The 17635-nt window shown below is 61.5% G+C and carries 20 protein-coding genes; 13 read left to right on the top strand and 7 right to left on the bottom strand.

Annotated features, from left to right (window positions below; genetic code table 11):
* Positions 1–78: 78 nt before the first annotated feature.
* From pgsA to AC1D3C_RS23970, 3 genes are all read left to right on the top strand, one after another.
* Complete coding sequence (gene pgsA, locus AC1D3C_RS23980) at positions 79–666, top strand: CDP-diacylglycerol--glycerol-3-phosphate 3-phosphatidyltransferase (RefSeq protein WP_038541747.1); 588 nt, start codon at positions 79–81, stop codon at positions 664–666.
* On the top strand, positions 663–920 hold the full coding sequence (gene moaD, locus AC1D3C_RS23975) for a molybdopterin converting factor subunit 1 (RefSeq protein WP_038541744.1): 258 nt from the start codon (positions 663–665) through the stop codon (positions 918–920). The genes pgsA and moaD overlap by 4 nt, the downstream gene beginning before the upstream one ends.
* Before the next feature lie 70 nt (positions 921–990).
* Entirely contained in the window at positions 991–1449 is a 459-nt protein-coding gene (locus tag AC1D3C_RS23970; protein WP_038541741.1) for a molybdenum cofactor biosynthesis protein MoaE, read from the top strand.
* 1 nt (position 1450) lies between these two features.
* Here AC1D3C_RS23970 and AC1D3C_RS23965 read toward each other — a convergent pair whose 3' ends face one another.
* Positions 1451–2347 (bottom strand): branched-chain amino acid ABC transporter permease, encoded by an 897-nt coding sequence (locus tag AC1D3C_RS23965; protein ID WP_477484622.1) that lies wholly within the window; start codon positions 2345–2347, stop codon positions 1451–1453.
* A gap of 63 nt (positions 2348–2410) precedes the next feature.
* Here AC1D3C_RS23965 and AC1D3C_RS23960 point away from each other — a divergent pair, with 63 nt between their 5' ends.
* Together AC1D3C_RS23960 and AC1D3C_RS23955 are read left to right on the top strand one after the other, a co-directional pair.
* Positions 2411–2959 carry a CGNR zinc finger domain-containing protein gene (locus AC1D3C_RS23960; protein WP_477484621.1) on the top strand — a complete coding sequence of 183 codons (549 nt, stop codon included), beginning with the start codon at positions 2411–2413 and terminating at the stop codon, positions 2957–2959.
* Positions 2956–3456 (top strand): hypothetical protein, encoded by a 501-nt coding sequence (locus AC1D3C_RS23955; protein ID WP_038541736.1) that lies wholly within the window; start codon positions 2956–2958, stop codon positions 3454–3456. Before AC1D3C_RS23960 ends, AC1D3C_RS23955 begins: the two co-directional genes overlap by 4 nt.
* 90 nt (positions 3457–3546) lie before the next feature.
* On the opposite strand, the gene ndk is transcribed toward AC1D3C_RS23955, so the two are convergent.
* Together ndk and AC1D3C_RS23945 are read right to left on the bottom strand one after the other, a co-directional pair.
* A complete protein-coding gene (ndk, locus tag AC1D3C_RS23950; protein WP_038541734.1) occupies positions 3547–3969 on the bottom strand; it encodes a nucleoside-diphosphate kinase in 423 nt (140 codons plus the stop codon).
* A 96-nt stretch (positions 3970–4065) separates the two neighbouring features.
* Complete coding sequence (locus AC1D3C_RS23945; RefSeq protein ID WP_477484620.1) at positions 4066–4755, bottom strand: glutathione S-transferase family protein; 690 nt, start codon at positions 4753–4755, stop codon at positions 4066–4068.
* 206 nt (positions 4756–4961) lie between these two features.
* Here AC1D3C_RS23945 and AC1D3C_RS23940 point away from each other — a divergent pair, with 206 nt between their 5' ends.
* The gene (locus tag AC1D3C_RS23940) at positions 4962–6005 is read left to right on the top strand and encodes a diguanylate cyclase domain-containing protein (RefSeq protein ID WP_477484619.1); all 1044 of its coding nucleotides are present in this window, start codon (positions 4962–4964) and stop codon (positions 6003–6005) included.
* A gap of 122 nt (positions 6006–6127) precedes the next feature.
* On the opposite strand, the gene AC1D3C_RS23935 is transcribed toward AC1D3C_RS23940, so the two are convergent.
* The gene (locus AC1D3C_RS23935) at positions 6128–6853 is read right to left on the bottom strand and encodes a hypothetical protein (protein ID WP_247032018.1); all 726 of its coding nucleotides are present in this window, start codon (positions 6851–6853) and stop codon (positions 6128–6130) included.
* 219 nt (positions 6854–7072) lie between these two features.
* On the opposite strand from AC1D3C_RS23935, the gene AC1D3C_RS23930 reads away from it, so the two are divergent.
* Complete coding sequence (locus AC1D3C_RS23930) at positions 7073–7786, top strand: Crp/Fnr family transcriptional regulator (protein ID WP_477484618.1); 714 nt, start codon at positions 7073–7075, stop codon at positions 7784–7786.
* 65 nt (positions 7787–7851) lie between these two features.
* On the opposite strand, the gene AC1D3C_RS23925 is transcribed toward AC1D3C_RS23930, so the two are convergent.
* Complete coding sequence (locus AC1D3C_RS23925; RefSeq protein WP_477484617.1) at positions 7852–8736, bottom strand: hypothetical protein; 885 nt, start codon at positions 8734–8736, stop codon at positions 7852–7854.
* 168 nt (positions 8737–8904) lie between these two features.
* On the opposite strand from AC1D3C_RS23925, the gene AC1D3C_RS23920 reads away from it, so the two are divergent.
* The 5 genes from AC1D3C_RS23920 (at position 8905) to AC1D3C_RS23900 (ending at position 14585) form a co-directional block, all read left to right on the top strand.
* Complete coding sequence (locus AC1D3C_RS23920) at positions 8905–10788, top strand: ATP-binding cassette domain-containing protein (RefSeq protein WP_477484616.1); 1884 nt, start codon at positions 8905–8907, stop codon at positions 10786–10788.
* Between the two features lie 172 nt (positions 10789–10960).
* The gene (locus tag AC1D3C_RS23915) at positions 10961–12319 is read left to right on the top strand and encodes a TadE/TadG family type IV pilus assembly protein (protein ID WP_477484615.1); all 1359 of its coding nucleotides are present in this window, start codon (positions 10961–10963) and stop codon (positions 12317–12319) included.
* Positions 12320–12838 carry a TadE/TadG family type IV pilus assembly protein gene (locus AC1D3C_RS23910; RefSeq protein WP_477484614.1) on the top strand — a complete coding sequence of 173 codons (519 nt, stop codon included), beginning with the start codon at positions 12320–12322 and terminating at the stop codon, positions 12836–12838.
* A gap of 11 nt (positions 12839–12849) precedes the next feature.
* A complete protein-coding gene (locus AC1D3C_RS23905; protein WP_477484613.1) occupies positions 12850–13440 on the top strand; it encodes a TadE/TadG family type IV pilus assembly protein in 591 nt (196 codons plus the stop codon).
* 290 nt (positions 13441–13730) lie between these two features.
* On the top strand, positions 13731–14585 hold the full coding sequence (locus tag AC1D3C_RS23900) for a polysaccharide deacetylase family protein (protein ID WP_477484612.1): 855 nt from the start codon (positions 13731–13733) through the stop codon (positions 14583–14585).
* Between the two features lie 25 nt (positions 14586–14610).
* Here AC1D3C_RS23900 and AC1D3C_RS23895 read toward each other — a convergent pair whose 3' ends face one another.
* Entirely contained in the window at positions 14611–15060 is a 450-nt protein-coding gene (locus AC1D3C_RS23895; protein ID WP_477484611.1) for a DNA polymerase III subunit chi, read from the bottom strand.
* Positions 15060–16550, bottom strand: coding sequence for a leucyl aminopeptidase (locus AC1D3C_RS23890; protein WP_477484610.1), 1491 nt, complete (start codon positions 16548–16550; stop codon positions 15060–15062). The genes AC1D3C_RS23895 and AC1D3C_RS23890 overlap by 1 nt, the downstream gene beginning before the upstream one ends.
* Before the next feature lie 249 nt (positions 16551–16799).
* On the opposite strand from AC1D3C_RS23890, the gene AC1D3C_RS23885 reads away from it, so the two are divergent.
* Complete coding sequence (locus tag AC1D3C_RS23885; RefSeq protein ID WP_477484609.1) at positions 16800–17591, top strand: phosphatase PAP2 family protein; 792 nt, start codon at positions 16800–16802, stop codon at positions 17589–17591.
* Positions 17592–17635: the final 44 nt, after the last annotated feature.

The following is a 17635-nucleotide window of genomic DNA, read 5'->3' as shown; positions in this document are numbered from 1 at the left end:
CTGCAAAAAAGCCGCGAAACCCTGTTGACGCCTTGGCCTCAACACATCAACTAGGAGCAAACATCCGGAAGGCTCCCCATGGCGTCGCGCGCATACAATATCCCCAATCTTCTGACCTATGCGCGCATCGTGGCCGTGCCGATCATCGTCGGCTGCTTCTTCATCGAAGGACAGCTTGAAAGCTCCGATGTGGCGCGCTGGACGGCGCTGGTTCTGTTTGCCGTCGCCTCGATCACCGATTATCTCGACGGGTACCTCGCCCGCATCTGGAACCAGACGTCGAATATCGGCCGGATGCTCGACCCGATCGCCGACAAGCTGCTGGTCGCCGCGGTGCTGCTGCTGCTCGCCGCCGACCAGACGATCGCCGGATGGTCGCTCTGGGCGGCGATCACCATTCTCTGCCGCGAAATCCTCGTCTCGGGCCTGCGCGAATATCTTGCCGCTCTGAAGGTCTCGGTGCCGGTGACGCGCATCGCCAAGTGGAAGACGACGATCCAGATGGTGGCGATCGCCTTCCTGCTCGCCGGGCCAGCCGGCGACAAGATCGTGCCCTACACGACCCAGATGGGCATCGCGCTTCTGTGGATCGCCGCATTCCTGACCTTCTATACCGGCTATGATTACTTCAAGGCCGGCGTCAAACATCTGGTGGACGAAGAATGACCGTCAAACTCGTCTATTTCGCTTGGGTGCGCGAACGGATCGGCAGGCAAGAGGAAGACCTCGACCTGCCGGCAAGCGTCGTCACCGTGCGTGATTTGCTCGCTCATCTGACGACGCTCGGCGAGGAATATGAAAACGCGCTGCAGTTCCCGGACGTCATCCGGGTGGCCATCAACCAGGAACATGCAGAACACGACGAACCGATCGCCGGCGCGCGGGAGATCGGCATCTTTCCACCGATGACGGGCGGGTGACAATGGCTGGGGCTGGCGCCAGTTGCGGAACATCCCACTTCTCCCCAGCGCGGAGAGGGAGGGGTTGCCGATGACCGCTCCCACCATCCGCGTCCAGTCGACCGACTTCGACCTGCAAGCCGAAATCTCAGCATTGACCGCCGGCCGCAAGAACGTGGGCGCCGTCGTCACCTTCACCGGCCTCTGCCGCGACGAACAGGGTGCATTGTCGGCACTCGAACTCGAACACTATCCAGGCATGGCGGAAGCGGAGATGTTTCGCATCGGCGAACTGGCGATCGATCGCTTTTCGCTGCTCGGTCTCACCGCCATCCACCGTTTCGGCAAGATCATGCCCGGCGAAAACATCGTGCTGGTCATCGCCGCCGCCCCACACCGGCAGGCTGCCTTTGACGGCGCCAATTTCGTCATGGATTTTTTGAAGACCTCGGCCCCGTTCTGGAAGAAGGAACACGCCGCCGACGGCCGTCAAGGCGACTGGGTCGCCGCGAAAGATACCGACGACACTGCCCGCGACAAGTGGCGGTGATCTACGGCACCACTCGTTCCCGCCGGCTCATCACCAGCACCATGACCAGCGCCGCGACCACAAAAAGGTCGCGCCAGACGATCGGGCCGTAGCCGCTCCAGAGCGTTTCGGCAAAACCGATGATGGCGGCGCCGACGGCGGCACGCAGCGGGTTGGAATGGCCGCCGGCCGCAGCGATCAGCACCACTTTCAGGCCGAACAGCAGGCCGGCGCCAAAATCCATCGTGCCGAAGTGGGAGGTCGCGAGCACGCCGCAGATCGAGGCATAGAGCGCTGCCGCTGCGTAGGCCACGACGAAGACCCGCGCGGAATTGGTGCCGGAGAGTTCCGCCGCCAGCGGATCGTCTGAGACTGCCCGCCACATGCGGCCCCAATGGGTGCGCGTCAAGATCAGATAGCCCGCGCCGATGGCCGCCAGCATGATGGCAACGTTGGCGAGCTGGATCAGCGTCAGTGTCACCGGAAAGCCGTCTGCGTGCCAGAAGACGACCGCGTCGTTGAGGAAGGGAGGCAGCCAGAGTTCGCGGGTGTCGGCGGCGATGCGAGCGCCCTCCATCAGCACCATCAGCGCGCCGAGCGAGGCGACGATCACAGCATTCGGCGAGATTTTTGCAAGCGGGCGCATGACAATCTGCCCGATCGTCACCCCTGCCCCGATCCCACCGGCGATCCCCGCCGCAGCACCCAAAGCCAGAGCCGCCGGCAGGACCAGCCACAGCCGGTTCCAGCTGAAATGGGCGAAGAGCAGATAGAGATGGCCAGAGAAGGCGAAGATCGCGCCATAGGTGATGTCGGCCCGCTTCGTCACGGCAAAGGCGATCGCATATCCGAAGGCGAGCGTCGCATAGAGCGCCGCCAGCGGAACCGCGTTCGCCAGTTGCTGCAAGAGATAGGCCATGGGCACTCCGATAGCGATAACGAATATAACTGGTCAACTGTATTTTACCAGTTATAATATCGCATGAACTTTTCCTGGACCCCGCATCGTTTTGCCGGCGGCGCGCTGGCGCTGGATGTTGCCAACAGCGTCATCCTGCGCTTCGATCCGACACGCAGCATCGACCGGTTTGCGGAACCGCAGCAGATGCACGCCTTTCCGGAAGCCGCCGAAAAGTTCTCGGCCGAACGGACGCTGTTCGGCGATCTTGCGCCCGTCCGAGCTGAGAACCACACGCCGTTTCTCACGCTACGCGAAGCGATCGACCGCTATTTTCGCGCCCGGGTTCTCGGCGACGACGCGCAGACATTGCTTGCCGATTTCCTCGAAGCGACGGCGGCGATCCTTCGCCGTGCGGAGAGGAATTCGCTGGAGGCGGCGACCGCCCATTCGGCGCTCAGGCTGCTTGCCGACGAAGAGATTTCGCGGATGAAGATCTGCGGCAGTTGCGGCTGGCTGTTCCTCGACCGAAGCCGCAACCGCAGCCGTACCTGGTGCGACATGGCGGTGTGCGGCAACCGGGTCAAAGCCAGCCGCCATTATCATCGCAGGAAGAAGGAGGCCGCGTCATGATGCGCCGGTTTATGGTTCTCAGCCTTGCAGCCCTTGCCCTTTCCGCATGCCAGCGGGAAACCGAAAAGCTAGTGGAGGTGAGCGGGCATATCTTCGTGTTCAATTACCGGGTCGCCAGCGCCACCTATCTCGTGACGCTCAACAAGACCGGGCCGATCCCGGACGGAACCGTGGCAATCGCCAAATTCGACGACCCCGCCGGCGGCGATCCGATCGTCATCAACGAAAAGATCTTCCCCGCATGGAACAAGATCACCCTGCAGAGCCCCAATGTCCGCTGCGTGCGCAAGGACAAACCCTATTCCGTGGATATCCGGCTGGTGGATGCGGGCGGCCGGACATTGCAGGAATTGAAGACCCAACTCGTCTCGGACGTCGACCAGTCGGTGCTTCCCAGCAAGCCGCTGGTGCTCGGAGCCGGTTATGAGCGGAACCCGGAAGTCTTCAAGCCGGATGGGACACTCGACTACGCCCAACCCGACGACTGCCCGGCGTGACGTGACAGACGGAAGCCGAATATCCCAGAACGAAAAAACCGGGGCCAGAGCCCCGGTTTCATCAAAATCGTCCGTCGAGACGGGCTTAGATCAGCCGACAATCTCGGTTTCGGAGAACCAGTAGGCGATTTCCTGGGCGGCGGTTTCCGGAGCGTCGGAACCGTGAACCGAGTTCTCGCCGATCGACAGCGCGAAGGTCTTGCGGATGGTGCCTTCGTCGGCATTGGCCGGGTTGGTGGCGCCCATGATCTCGCGGTTCTTCAGGATGGCGTTTTCGCCTTCCAGAACCTGGACGATGGTCGGGCCGGAGATCATGCCTTCGACCAGCTCGCCGAAGAACGGGCGTTCCTTGTGAACAGCGTAGAAGCCTTCCGCTTCGCGCTTGCTCATCCAGACGCGCTTGGAAGCGATGACGCGCAGGCCATTGTCTTCAAACACCTTGGTGATGGCGCCCGTGAGGTTACGCTTGGTGGCATCCGGCTTGATCATCGAAAACGTGCGTTCAATCGCCATTGTTCTATCCTTCGTTTCCTGTGGCCCCGTGACTAGGGGGAAAGTGGGCGGTCTTTACCCGCCCCTTTCGCTGGAAACAAGGGGGTTCGGGCAATTTCACGCCGCTGTCACACTGCGCCCGACGCCATTATGCAGGTCGAGGCAGCGCTCGAACCACAAGCCGACGGGGTCGTCATCGGAAAACACCTTGGCGCCGGCGGTGATGCGCATCCATTGCAACGCGCCGAACAGGATGTAGTCGACGAAAAGCGGGCCGTCGCCGCCGATGAAGTCATGATATTTCAGGGCGTGGCGGATCGGCTCCAGTTTTGGCGCGAAACCGTCGATCTCGGCCTGGCGGCTCGCTTCCATCTCCTCCAGCGTCCTGCCGAGCCGGGCCTCGCGGCTGGCGCGGAAATAGACCTGGTCGGTCTCCCCGAGCATGTCATGAATATTCTTGACCGCGATCTTGGTGATCGCCGTATGCACCACCATCTGGGAAAAACCCTCGACGAACCGGGCAAGCGCCTTGCCGGCCGGGCCGCCGAACAGCGTCGGCCGGTCCGGGTAGGCCTCTTCCAGATAGAGCGCGATCTCGAAACTGTCGCGGATCAGTTCGTTGCCGTCCCTCAGGATCGGTACCGTCTTCGAAAACCCGCCTTCGAGGCTGGGTATCTCGGTAAACGGCGTCGGCTTCTCGATGAAATCGAGGCCCTTGTGAGCAAGCGCCTGCACGACTTTCCAGCAATGCGGTGAAAACGGGCGGCTCTCGTCGGCGCCGCAGAGCGAATAGAGAATACGGGTCACGGCAGGCTCCTGATCTAGACATTCGGCTGGCGATATTGAAAGCAAATTGCCTTTTGAATCCAATCAGGAAATTTCATGGATCGCATTCGATCGACCGTTTCGACGGTCCCTTAACCGTAACTCCCGACGATCCGGCCCTTTTCAGCAAATGTTAAAACCGGTCCCACATTCCTTGTCGCACTATAGAACACCTGTGGAGACGAGAGATGGCCGGCGAAGTGAGCAGAATGGCACAGGATCGCAGCCTGCAGGCTGTCGTCCAGCTGATGGCGAAGCTGGACGTGAGCGGCCTGCCGCGCAATTACGAACTCTTCCACGAGGCGCTCCTGGGCGGCGACCCCGCCCTTTCGCGCGAAGTGCTGGCGCTCACGGCCGGTCCTTCGCAGACGGTGCTCGACGAGATGGGGCTGCGTCATCAGCTTCCGGCCTTCGTGGCACTCATGCCCGTCAGGGGTCGCGATCAGGAAATAAAACTGCTGCTGGAACTCCGGGACAAGATGGCAAGCGGCGTTGCCCAGAAAAAGGGTTTCAGCCGGGTGCTGGAAACCGTCGCCCGCAGCTTGCGCCAGGACAGCACCGCGGGACCTGAGGATATTCTGGCCGAAATCGAATACTTAAGCGTTTCGCTCTCCGATGCCGTGGTCGCCGAAACCGAACTGGAAGCCATTCTTCGCTCCGGTGCCGATCGTCTCGTCAAGGCCGAACGCGAAACGTCGGTTGCCCGCTCGGTGACCCTGCGCGACCGGCTGACCTCGCTGCCGAATCATGCGGCGCTTGCCGAACGGCTGGAGGCCCTCTACGGCGTCGATGCCGACAGCCGCGATACCGCGCTGTTCCTGGTGACGATCACCGACCTGCCGCATTTCGCCCGTACCTACGGCGATCCCACCGTCAACCGGATCGTCAAGAAGGCCGCCTCGATCTTCCGCAAGGCGATCAAGAAGAACGATTTCCTGGCGCGCATCGGCAAAGGCGATTTCGCTTTCGTCTTCCGCGACGTCGGCCGCGACAGCGTGCAGCCGATCGCCGAACGGCTGATCGCCTCGATCACCGACAATCTCGTCTTCGCCGCCTCCGACGGCACGAGCGGGATCGGTCTTTCGGTCGGTGCGGCGCTGACCGCAGACGCCTTTTCACCGCAGGAACTGCGCCTGCAGGCCGGCGCGGCGCTTGAAGCGGCCAAGGCCAATCCGCGCCTGATCGTCGCGCTTCACGGCGGAGCGCCTAAACGATCATCCTCCGAGGGGTAGGGTTTCCAAAACAGAAAGGCCGCGGTTTCCCACGGCCTTTCTGTTTTGCGAACGAAGATCGGCGGCCGATAGCAATGCGTCCGACGGCCGACCTTCTTGTCCCACCAGCGAGCCCGGCGGAATTATGCCGGCACGAACTGGTTCTTCTGCGTGAACCGAACGGAGACATCCGTGACACCGGCAAAGCTCACCTCGTAGGCCGCCGAAGACGTGGCGGTGTCGATCACCTGTCCCTGGACGAAAGAGCCGGCGAGGATGTAATATTTCGGCTTCGGGGTGAACTGGTACAACAGGCTGGGTTCGAGCTGGACCGCGATCGTCGGCTTGGTGGCCATGGCGATGCCGACATTCAGATAGACGTTCTTGCTGGCCTGCACCAGGACGGTCGGAATGGTGTCGTCGGCCTTGGCGAGGATGAGGCCTTTCGTCGCGTCGGACGGCCCCGCCGGAAAACCGGGAGCGCCATAGGGGAACGGCCCCTGATAGGTCACCGGCACCTGATTCTGGTTGTCGATCATGACGCCGACCGAGCTCGCTGTCTGAAAGGAACGCGGCGAGCCGGGCGTACCCTGCTGCTGAATGTAGCCAACCGTCACGGAATAATCGATCGTCCAGTTGAAGGAAGACGTGCTCGGCTGGTCGGGGGTACCGGCGGCGGCGCCGCCGACCATCCATGCCAGCGACAGGGGGTCGACCGACGGCCCGATAACCTGTGGGATCGTCTGGAACAGGGCAAACTGCTGCCATTTCGCGTTTTCGTTGAGAACCGTGAGGCTGTAGGGCTGGCCCGCCGCCGCTGCCTGTGCGCTGAAGGCTTTGATCGCCTTCTGCCCCATATAAATGGTCATAATACATCTCCTCATCTGGGTTGCCGCCACCACACCATGCGGTGACGGCATCTGTGCTCACGGCACCGGCTTCCGCGGAGCATCATTTGCACAAGCACAACCTAGGATATTTAAATCTGAAAATATGTCACACAGGTAACAACCCTGATTTGCATTTTTGCTAAATATCGCCCCTACACACGGCAGCCATGTTTCCGACTCCAGGGTGGTCACGAGCAGATGAAAACGATGAAGAATCCGACGATTTCGGACGAAATAAGAAAGATGGAATTATTTAGCGCCGCGGATGACGCCGTTATTTCCACGTTTGCAAAAAAGACAAATATAAATGTATACAAAGATCAACAGACCTTGTTTCTGAGCGGCGATTCTTGCGATACACTTTATATTATACTCTCCGGAGGCATCTATCTTTATTTTATATCCGAGGACGGCAATGAGGTGATTTTCTCCGACCTTCAACCGGGGGACGCAGTCGGCGAGATCGAGTTCGCTCTCAACTACCGGCATTCCTCGAACGCAGCGATCTGCGGAACGACGCGGCTGCTCGAAATCGACCGAAAAACCTTCAACGAACTCTCGGCGATCCCGCAGGTGTCTTCGTATCTGATGCGGACGATCGCCCGGAAACTCCACCGCACCATTATGTTCGCGGAAGGGATGGCGCTTTACCCGCTGGAGACTCGCCTTGCGCGTCTCCTGCTCAATCTCGGCGCCTCGCACGGACGGTCGACCAGCGACGGCATCCTCATCGAAAAATCGATATCCCAGAGCCGCATGGGCCAGCTCATCAATGCCAGCCGGCCACGCATCAATGCGCAGCTCCAGGCCTGGAAGAGCGAGCGGCTGATCGGCGTGCGGCAGCACCGCATCGTCATTTTCAACAAGAGATCGCTGCAGATCATCTCGCGCCATTCAGACCCTGCCGCCTGAACAGCGCGGATGCCTCTGCGGACGCCAGGCCGATGCGGCGAGACCGCCGGCCCGTATGCTGCTATTCATGGGCAACCGTTCTTGACGATGGCGATCAGATCGGCGGTATCCTGGGTGAAACTCGGCCCGTAGACGCCGTCCGGCGCGCCGCTGGAGACGACGCTGACCGCCTTGTGGACGTTGTTGGCGGTCACGAACCACGCCCCGCCGCTTGCGCCGCCGCCATACATGGGATGTGGGCCGGCGTCATAGGCGGTGCCGGCCTGCACGGTGATGCGGGCCGTTTCCCGATACATGTATTCGCCGCCATCAAGCCGCCCGGGGTAGCCGGTGATCGTCACATTGTCATCGACATGGGCGCCGTCAATGCCGAGTTCATATTTGCCGACCGCGGATGCCGCGGTGGTGCGCATCACCGAATAGTCGAACTGCGACCGCGCCATGCTCGGTGGGTTCCCGGACACCTCGGTCCAGCGCAACAGCACCGCCACCCGGTCGATTTGGTAGAGAGTTCCGCCACCGCCCGCATAGCCTTGATAAAAGCGGATATTGGTGGCCTGGTTGCCGTTGCCCCAGGCGGCATGGGCGGCACTCATGACGATCCGATCATCCGCGACAAACTGAGCGCTGGCCGTGTAATCCGCGCCGCCGAGCGTAAACAGCAGCTTGCCTCCGAACTTATAGGGCGCGTCATTGATCGGCGCTCGCTCCGCCTCGGTATCCTTGAGGCCGCGACGTTGTTCGGAGAGACCACCCTCGCCCCGGCCAATCGTCTCCCCGAACGGAATCGCGTTGGCGATCCGTTCCGCAGTCCAGTAGCCGCCGGCGGCGCTCGCCAACAGGGCACCGCCAGGCCTCCAGCAGGTAAACTCCACCGCCCCGGCGCTGAGTGGCATCATCAGCGCGGATGCCGACAGCAGCATCGACCAAGTCAATCTCGTTACTCTCATGACATTCGCTCTCCCGATCGAAGTTCGGTCGCATCATCGCGACCGGCGGCGGCGCCGCCTCAACGATCTACCAGAGCGTGCAATTCTCTTCTGTTTCCCTCGGGACAGCGAAATACCGGTCCATCGGTGCCCTTGCCAACAAACAGGGTTTCGGCCAAAACCCCCGCCATGATCACGATTACCGAACTTTCCGCCCGCGTTGCCGGACGTCTCCTTCTCGACAATGCCAGCGTGACGCTTCCGGCGGGCACCAAGGCCGGGCTCGTCGGCCGCAACGGCGCCGGCAAATCGACGCTGTTCAAGGTCATCACCGGAGAACTGGGCTCGGAGACCGGTTCGGTCTCCTATCCGAAGAGCGCCCGGCTTGGCCAGGTGGCGCAGGAAGCGCCGGGCACGGAGGATTCGCTGATCGAAATCGTGCTTTCCGCCGACAAGGAGCGCGCCGCACTTCTGGCTGAAGCGGAAACCGCCACCGATCCGCATCGCATCGCCGACATCCAGATGCGGCTCGTCGACATCGACGCGCATTCGGCAGAGGCGCGCGCCGCCAGCATTCTCGCCGGTCTCGGTTTCTCCCAGGAAGCCCAGTCGCGTCCCGCCTCGTCGTTTTCGGGCGGCTGGCGTATGCGCGTGGCACTCGCCTCAGTCCTGTTTGCGGAGCCCGACCTGCTGCTGCTCGACGAACCGACCAACTATCTCGATCTCGAGGGCACGTTATGGCTAGAGGACTATATCCGGCGTTATCCGCACACGGTCATCATCATCAGCCATGACCGCGACCTCCTCAACAACGCGGTCAACGCCATTGTGCATCTCGACCAGAAGAAACTGACCTTCTACCGCGGCGGCTACGACCAATTCGAGCGGCAGAAGGCCGAGGCCGACGAATTGCAGACCAAGGCGAAGGCCAAGAACGAGGCCGCCCGCAAGCACCTGCAGAGCTTCATCGACCGCTTCAAGGCCAAGGCCACCAAGGCCCGGCAGGCGCAGAGCCGCGTCAAGGCGCTGGAGCGTATGGGTACGGTCGCCGCGGTGATCGAGGACCACGTGCAGCCGATCACCTTTCCAGAGCCGGAAAAGCAGCCCGCCTCGCCGATCGTGGCGATCCAGAACGGCGCCGTCGGCTATGAACCGGGCAAGCCGATCCTCAAGAACATCACGCTGCGGATCGACAATGACGACCGCATCGCCCTGCTCGGTTCGAACGGCAACGGCAAGTCGACCTTCGCCAAGTTCATCGCCAGCCGCCTCAAGGCGGAGAGCGGCGATATCCGGCTGGCGCCGAACCTGAAGATCGGCTTCTTCGCCCAGCATCAGCTCGACGACCTCGTGCCGGCGGATTCGCCCGTTGCCCATGTGCGCCGGCTGATGCCGGATGCCCCCGAGGCCAAGGTTCGCGCTCGCGTGGCGCAGATGGGGCTTGCGACCGAAAAGATGGCAACGGCCGCCAAAGACCTGTCCGGCGGCGAAAAGGCGCGCCTGCTGATGGGCCTTGCTGCCTTCCATGCGCCGAACCTGCTGATCCTCGACGAACCGACCAACCATCTCGACATCGACAGCCGCCGGGCGCTGATCGAGGCGCTCAACGACTACGAAGGCGCCGTCATCCTGATCAGCCACGACCGCCACCTGATCGAGGCCACCGTCGACCGCCTGTGGCTGGTCAACAACGGCACCGTGTCGAATTTCGAAGGCGACATGGAGGAATACCGCAACCTGATCGTCAGCTCCGGTAAAAAAAAAGAAGAAAAAATTGAGCTGACCGAAGATCTTTCCTCGAAGGCGGACCAGCGCAAGGCGAATGCAGAAAAACGCGCCTCGCTGGCACCGCTCAAGAAAAAGATCAATGAAATCGAGGCCGTGACAGCCAAGCTCGAGAAATTGATCAAGGTTCTTGATAAAGAGCTTGCGGATCCCGCGCTCTATGAAAAAGCTCCCGCGAAGGCAGCCCAGAAGGCCAAGGAACGCGGCGAAGCGGCCGCCAAACTCTCCGCCGCCGAAGAGGAATGGCTGATGCTGTCGTCGGAATACGAAGAGGCGATGGCGAGCTGACCTTGCTCCCCTCGTGAATATTGCCTTCTGTCGTATTGATGAACGCGCGGGCCAACACGCCGATTAGGTCGAAAGAGCCTGAACGCTGTGGCCCCTTCAACGCGATTAATCCTTAAATTAGGAATGCATTATAATATGGTTTGATTGCTCACAGGGATGATCTTCAGACCTTATGTCGTGTTCGCGGCGGCTTCTCGCTCTTTCTGGCCTGCTCGCGGATCGCCGCGGCAATATTGCCATCATGTTCTCATTGCTGCTCGTGCCGCTGATCACCGCCGTCGGTGCCAGCCTCGATTATGTGCAGGCCTATAATGCCCGTTCCAAAATGCAGGCCGATCTCGACTCCGCTTTGCTCGGCGCAGTGAAAAGCGTGGGAACGCTGGACAATGCCGCGCTCAAAACGCGTATCCAGGAATGGTTCGCTGCCCAGACCGATCTCGGAAGCGGCGGCTACACGCTCGAAGACGTCGATATCGACACATCGAACCGTAGGATCACTGCGACGGCCCACGCGACGGTCAGCACGACGCTGCTCAGGATTGCCGGCATAAATGAAGTCGTCGTCGGCGCGTCGTCGTCGGTCGAAGGTCCGGGTCGCGCCTATCTCGATGTCTATATCATACTCGACAAATCAGCTTCGATGCTGCTGGCGGCAACGAGCACCGGTCAGTCCAGCCTGATGGCGTCTTCGGCGGCCTGCGCCTTTGCGTGCCACACGCCGGAAGGCTCGACCTTCACCTACAAGAGCAAGACCTACAGCAATGTCTACGACCTTTCGGTCGCGATGAATATCAAGCTGCGGGCCGATGTCTCGGTGGACGCCGCGCGAGAAGTGCTGGACCTCGTCGACACGGCAGACGCCGCCCATGAGCGCATCAGGGTGGGCCTCTATACCCTTGGCAAAACCACGACCCAGGTGTTGTCACCCACCTTCTCGACCGCCGCGGCCCGGACGAAGTTGAACGACAAAACCAGCGGCATGACGAGTGCGAGCTCGGAAGACGCGACCTATTTCGACCTTTCCCTGACGGCCCTCAAGCCGATGATCGGAACCGCCGGAGACGGGACCACCAAGGATGCCCCGCTGAAACTCGTGTTGGTTCTGACGGACGGCGTTCAGTCCGAGCGCAACTGGGTGCTGCAAGGCAATTCCGGGATCCGCTTCCCCACAGCAAAAAGCTCACTGCAGACTGTCGTCACCCCAATCAATTCCAAGTGGTGCAAGCCGGTGAAGGACCTCAACGCCACGATCGGCGTCCTCTACACCGAATACCTGCCGATGACCTGGGACTGGGGTTACAACGCGACGCTCGGCAAGACGATGAGCAGCAGCGGCTTCAGCTCGATCTGGGGAGGCACGATCGCCTCCGGCAAGGGCAGCAATACCCGGACCGCCTATATCCCAAAGGCGCTCGAAGAATGCGCAACAAGCAGCGATCTGTTCCTGCAGGCGAGTTCGGCCGAGGATATCGCGGACGGCCTGTCCTCGCTCTTCAGGCAATACCTCTCCAAAGTCAGGCTGACAAACTAGATGGCGCGGATGCAATGTTTCAAAGCCCTCTTACGGAATGAGCAGGGAGCCGCCGCGGTCGAGTTTGCGCTGCTGGTCTTGCCGTTCCTCATCTTCCTGTTTTGCATCCTCGACATGGCGCTCATGTTCTTCGTCGACAGTGCGCTCGATTCGGCCCTGCATACGGCCGCCCGTTCCGTCCGGGTCGGTAGCGCCCATTCGAACAACTGGGACCTCGCCACGTTCAAGAACAATGTCTGCGATGGCATGGCGTTCGCCTTTGGCTGCAAGGACGAGCTCCTCATCAAGACCACGGCTATGTCTGATTTTTCGTCGATGAGCTTCACGTCGCCCGTCAGCGGCGGCGTCCTGTCCGTGACCGAGAGCTTTTCTCCGGCTGCGTCCGGAGATTACGTGATGATCCAGGCCTTCCTTCCCTGGAACAGCCTGCTGGCCACCGTCGGCGCAAACGTCAACACGCTCGCCGATGGCACCTATGTGCTCTCTGCCGCAGTGATTTTCAGAAACGAGCCCTTTTGAGAAATCACCCGATGGCACGAAGGCATGATCCCGATCCAAGGCATGCGAAACGGCGCGAAAGCGGCATGCGGGCCTTGCTCGCCGACCGCAAAGGCCAGTCCGCCATCGAGTTCACCCTGCTTCTGCCCGTGATGGCCCTGCTGTTTGCCGGCACCGTGGATCTCGGAGAAGGCCTGATGGTGAAGCGGAAGATCAACCAGATCGCGGAAGTGGCAAGCGACATCGTTTCCCAGGAAACGAGCTGGAGCATCAGCGACCTGAATACCCTTCTCCAAGGGACCGCCTCCATTCTCATTCCCTTCGACAGCACCGCACTTGCAATTCAGGTGGCCATCATAGACTTCGACGCCGCCGGCAAGGCGAAGGTCAACTGGTCGAAGGCCTATCAAACGAACGCGCAGGCATACGGGGATCCGCCGCCATTCGAAATCCCCAGCGACCTGATCGAAAGCAACGTGCAGCTCGTCGCCGTGCAGGTGAATTATGCGATGACGACGCCCTTCACCTCGTTGTTTTCCGGCATCACCGGCTCCGGCAACTACAGCTTCGTCGGCAAGGCAATCTCGCGGCCGCGCGTCGGGGATAAAATCACCCAAAAATAGGGCGTGCGGCTGAGGGTGTTCCGGGTTGCGCTTTCAAAGTGTGGGGCAGCTTTTCGCAAGCAGGAAGTCCGGGAGCAGTCTCCGACACACGCGCACTCGTCACCACGAGCACCCCTTCATCATTCTCCATCACATCCAGGCGGATGGGATCGATATCCTGCGTATCTGGGACGGACGCTCGTTTCGCCAATTGAGCCCAACCGGCGATCCATCATAACCAGCCGTTAACCATAATCGGCGAATGTGACTTCACTTCAACTCCTTAGTCACTTTTTAGCCGAGTCGCTCCCATGTTTGTCCGCGTCCTTTGCGTCGCCGCTGCCGCCGCGTGCCTTCTTTCTTCCTGCGCCGGTCGCAGCCAAACCGAGAGCGGCTCGCTTGCCACCTCGTTTGCGCCCGCCAAGGCGATTTCCTCGACCAGCCCGGTCAGGAAGGCCGAAGCGGATTCGCCGGTGGCGCTGACGCCGGTCGCCTGGGGGCGTTTCAACAATCCGGGCAGCCTTTCCGGCCGCACCCTCACCGTCTCGTCGCTTTCCGACATCAAGCTCGCCAACAAGGAGGTCATTCTGACTTTCGACGATGGTCCGATGCCGAAGAAGACGGAGAAGATCCTCTCCATCCTCGACGAATACAACGTCAAGGCGACTTTCCTGATGGTCGGGCAGATGGCCAAGGCCCATCCGGAAATCGCCCGCAAGGTCGTCGATGCCGGGCACGCGATTGGCAGCCATACCTATCGCCATGCCGATGTGCAGCACCTTTCCTTCGATGCGGCCATTGCCGAGATCGAAAAGGGGCGCGATGCGGTGATCAGCGTCACCCACGAGGATGCTGGCTTCTTCCGCTTCCCCTACCTTGCAGATACCAGGCGCCTGCGCCAATGGGTGGCCTCGAACGGCATGGTCGTGCTGGACGTGCAGATCGACTCCAAGGATTATTTCGGCGTCTCTCCCGCCGCCGTCGCGACCCGGACGATGAATTCGCTGAGGGCAAACGGCAAGGGCATCATCCTGCTGCACGACATCCATGCCCGCACCGCCGCCATGCTGCCGGCGCTGCTGACGCAGTTGCAGGCGGAAGGCTACAAGGTGGTCAGGCTGCGCCACAGCAACTCATCGATGATGCTGGCTTCGCTCTTCGACTGAAAGGCATCCGCCCGAGGACCTCGGGTCAGGCCTTCTTGACCCAGCGCCCCTCTTCCGATTGCTGCCAATAGGTCAGCGCATGCCCCTCGCCCTTCAACTTTTTCCACTGGGCGCGGGCATTGTCGAGCTGGACGGCATCATAGCCGTCGAACATGAAGACGATACGGTCGTAGTCTGCGATCAGCGGCGGCTCGGCACCATCCACTAGAAAGCGGACCGTCGCGCCGTTGCCGTTTTCGGCAGCGGATGTCAGAAGCACCGGCTGCGCCTCGGCCATCGGCGAGGCGTCGGTGCCATGCGGCAGAAAACTGTCCTCGCGAAATGTCCAGAGATGCGCGTCGAGAAAATCCCGCCGCACATCGCCGCTCGTCTGCACCGCCACCTTCCAGCCGCGCTCGACGCTCTTTTCGAGAAGCGCCGGTAGCGCATCCTCGAGCTTCGATTCGGTCAGGTGGTAGAACAGGACTTCAGTCATTAGCTCTCGTAATGCGCCCGCACGAGTTCGTCCAGCAGCCGGACGCCGTAGCCGGATCCCCAGGACTGGTTGATCTCGCTCGACGGCGAGTTCATCGCGGTGCCGGCGATATCGAGATGCGCCCAGGGGGTTTCACCGACGAAGCGCTTCAGCAGTTGCGCCGCGGTGATCGACCCGGCGTTGCGGCCGCCGGTATTCTTCATGTCTGCGAATTTCGAATCGATCAGCTTGTCGTATTCCTTGCCGAGCGGCATGCGCCACAGGCGCTCGCCGGTGACCTCCCCGACGCCGGTCAACTGGCCGGCCAGCGTGTCGTCGTTGGAGAACAGGCCCGCCTGCAGATTGCCGAGCGCCACCAGGATCGCGCCGGTCAGGGTGGCGAGATTGATCATGAAACGCGGCTTGAAGCGATCGTTGCAATAGTGAAGCGCGTCGGCAAGCACCAGCCGACCTTCCGCATCGGTGTTGATGATCTCGATCGTCTGGCCCGACATGGTGGTGACGATGTCGCCCGGCCGCTGGGCGTTGCCGTCGGGCATGTTCTCGACGAGGCCGAGAATGCCTATCGCGTTGACCTTGGCCTTGCGGGCGCCAAGCGTATGCATCAGGCCGATCACGGCAGCGGCGCCGCCCATATCGCCCTTCATATCCTCCATGCCGGCGCCGGGCTTGATCGAAATGCCGCCGGTATCGAAAACGACGCCCTTGCCGATGAAGGCGACCGGCGCATCCTTCGGCTTGCCGCCCTTCCATTGCATGACGGCGAGCCGCGGCGGGCGGACCGAACCCTGCGCCACGCCGAGCAGCGCGCCCATGCCGAGCTTCTTCATCTCCTTCTCGGTAAGGATTTCCACCTCGACGCCGAGCTTTTCGAGCTCCTTCGTCCTGTCGGCAAATTCGACCGGCCCGAGCACGTTCGGCGGCAGATTGACCAGCTCGCGGGCAAGAAGCACGCCGCCGGCGATCGCTTCGGAATCGGCAAAGGCCTTCTTGGCGGCGGCATGCGCGGCGGTGACGATCGTCACTTTGACGGTCTTCGGCGCCTTGTCGTCGTCTTCGCCCTTCTTGGTCTTGTAGGTGTCGAAGCTGTAGGCGCGCAGCAGCATGCCGAGCGCGAACCCGGCCAGTTCGGCAGCACCCACGGCAATGCCCGGCACGTCGGCGAAGATTGCAACCTTGGTCATCGACTTGACGGTGGAAGCCGCGACGCCGCCCGCCTTCAGCCAGTCGTAGGCGGTCAGCGTCTCGGCCTTGCCGAGACCCAATACGACCAGCCGATCAGCCGGCGACCCTTGCGGCGCGATGAGATCCAGCGTCGACATCGGCTTGCCGGAAAACTTCGCGATCTCGGCCGCTCGGCTCGCGATGCCGGCAGGATCGGCATCGGCGGCACCCGCCGCTGGCCCTTCGCCGGCAAGCTTGAGCTGGATGGCAAGGCCGCCGTCGATCTTGGCGGACTTGGCGAAGGAGATATCGAATTTCACGGACATTGCGACTCCAGGAGGCTTTCGAAAGAAAGCGGCGATCATCGCCGTTTCGGCCGCGAGCGCAAGGGCGAGATGTCGCTACCGTCGCAGCCCGCAGGCCGGTTCGCTCTCCGACGCGTCAAAAAGCCCGATTTCGGGAGCGGGCATTCCCTTCTATCGGTCCGCTGCCCTTCTATCGGTCGCCGGCCCTGTTCAAATCCGGCGCGTCTTGCTCTAGGGTCGCGCCGCCCGACGACCAATGGATAAGTTCGCATGACCTCGCCCTCCCAAACCGTCTCCGAATGGCTGGCCGCCATGCGGCGATTCCTTGCCACGCCGAGGGGATGGTTCATCGTGCTGATGGCGCTCTGGTGGGTGCTGCTAGCAGTCTTCTATCTGGTGCCACAGATAGATCTTGCGGTGGCGCGCGCCTTCTTCGAACAAGCCGCCTGCGGCGAGGCTATCGAACGTGGCCGCGTCTGCGGCAGGTTCCCCTATGGTACAGAGACCCTGTTCGTCCTGATCCGGCGCATTCTCTTCTATCTGCCGGCGCTGGTCGCAATCTGGATCCTCTACCGGCTGATCGCCAACCTGCAGCACCATGGCACGACCTACAGCCCGCGCAAGACGCGAAACTATTCCATTGCCCTGATTTCCTTCCTGATCGGCCCCTACGTGCTGGTCAACCTGATCCTGAAGCAGGTCTCCAACCGTCCCCGCCCCTACGAGACCGACTTTTTCGGCGGCAGGGACGTGTTCACGCCGGCCGGCGATTTCGGCGGCGCCTGCGTCGGCAACTGTTCCTTCATTTCCGGCGAGGCGGCCGGCGCCGGGTGGCTGGCCTGCCTCATCGTTTTGCTGCCTAAACCGCTGCGTCCGGTGCTCGGCCCGCCGCTGATCGCCATCTCGCTGATCTCGCCGGCGCTGAGGACTTCCTTCGGGGGCCACTACTTTTCCGACGTGACGCTCGGCTGGCTGTCGTCGCTGGTGGTCTATGCGGGGGTGGCCGCGTGTTTCGAAATGTCACAGCGAGCAAGAAAACGGAATTCGCAAACAAATTTGTGACGCGACCCCTGTCGCAATGCTGATATCAATCGCTTAGATAGGCG

This window comes from Neorhizobium sp. P1_A6, assembly GCF_056406795.1.
This window is presented reverse-complemented; position numbering and strand designations above follow the sequence as displayed.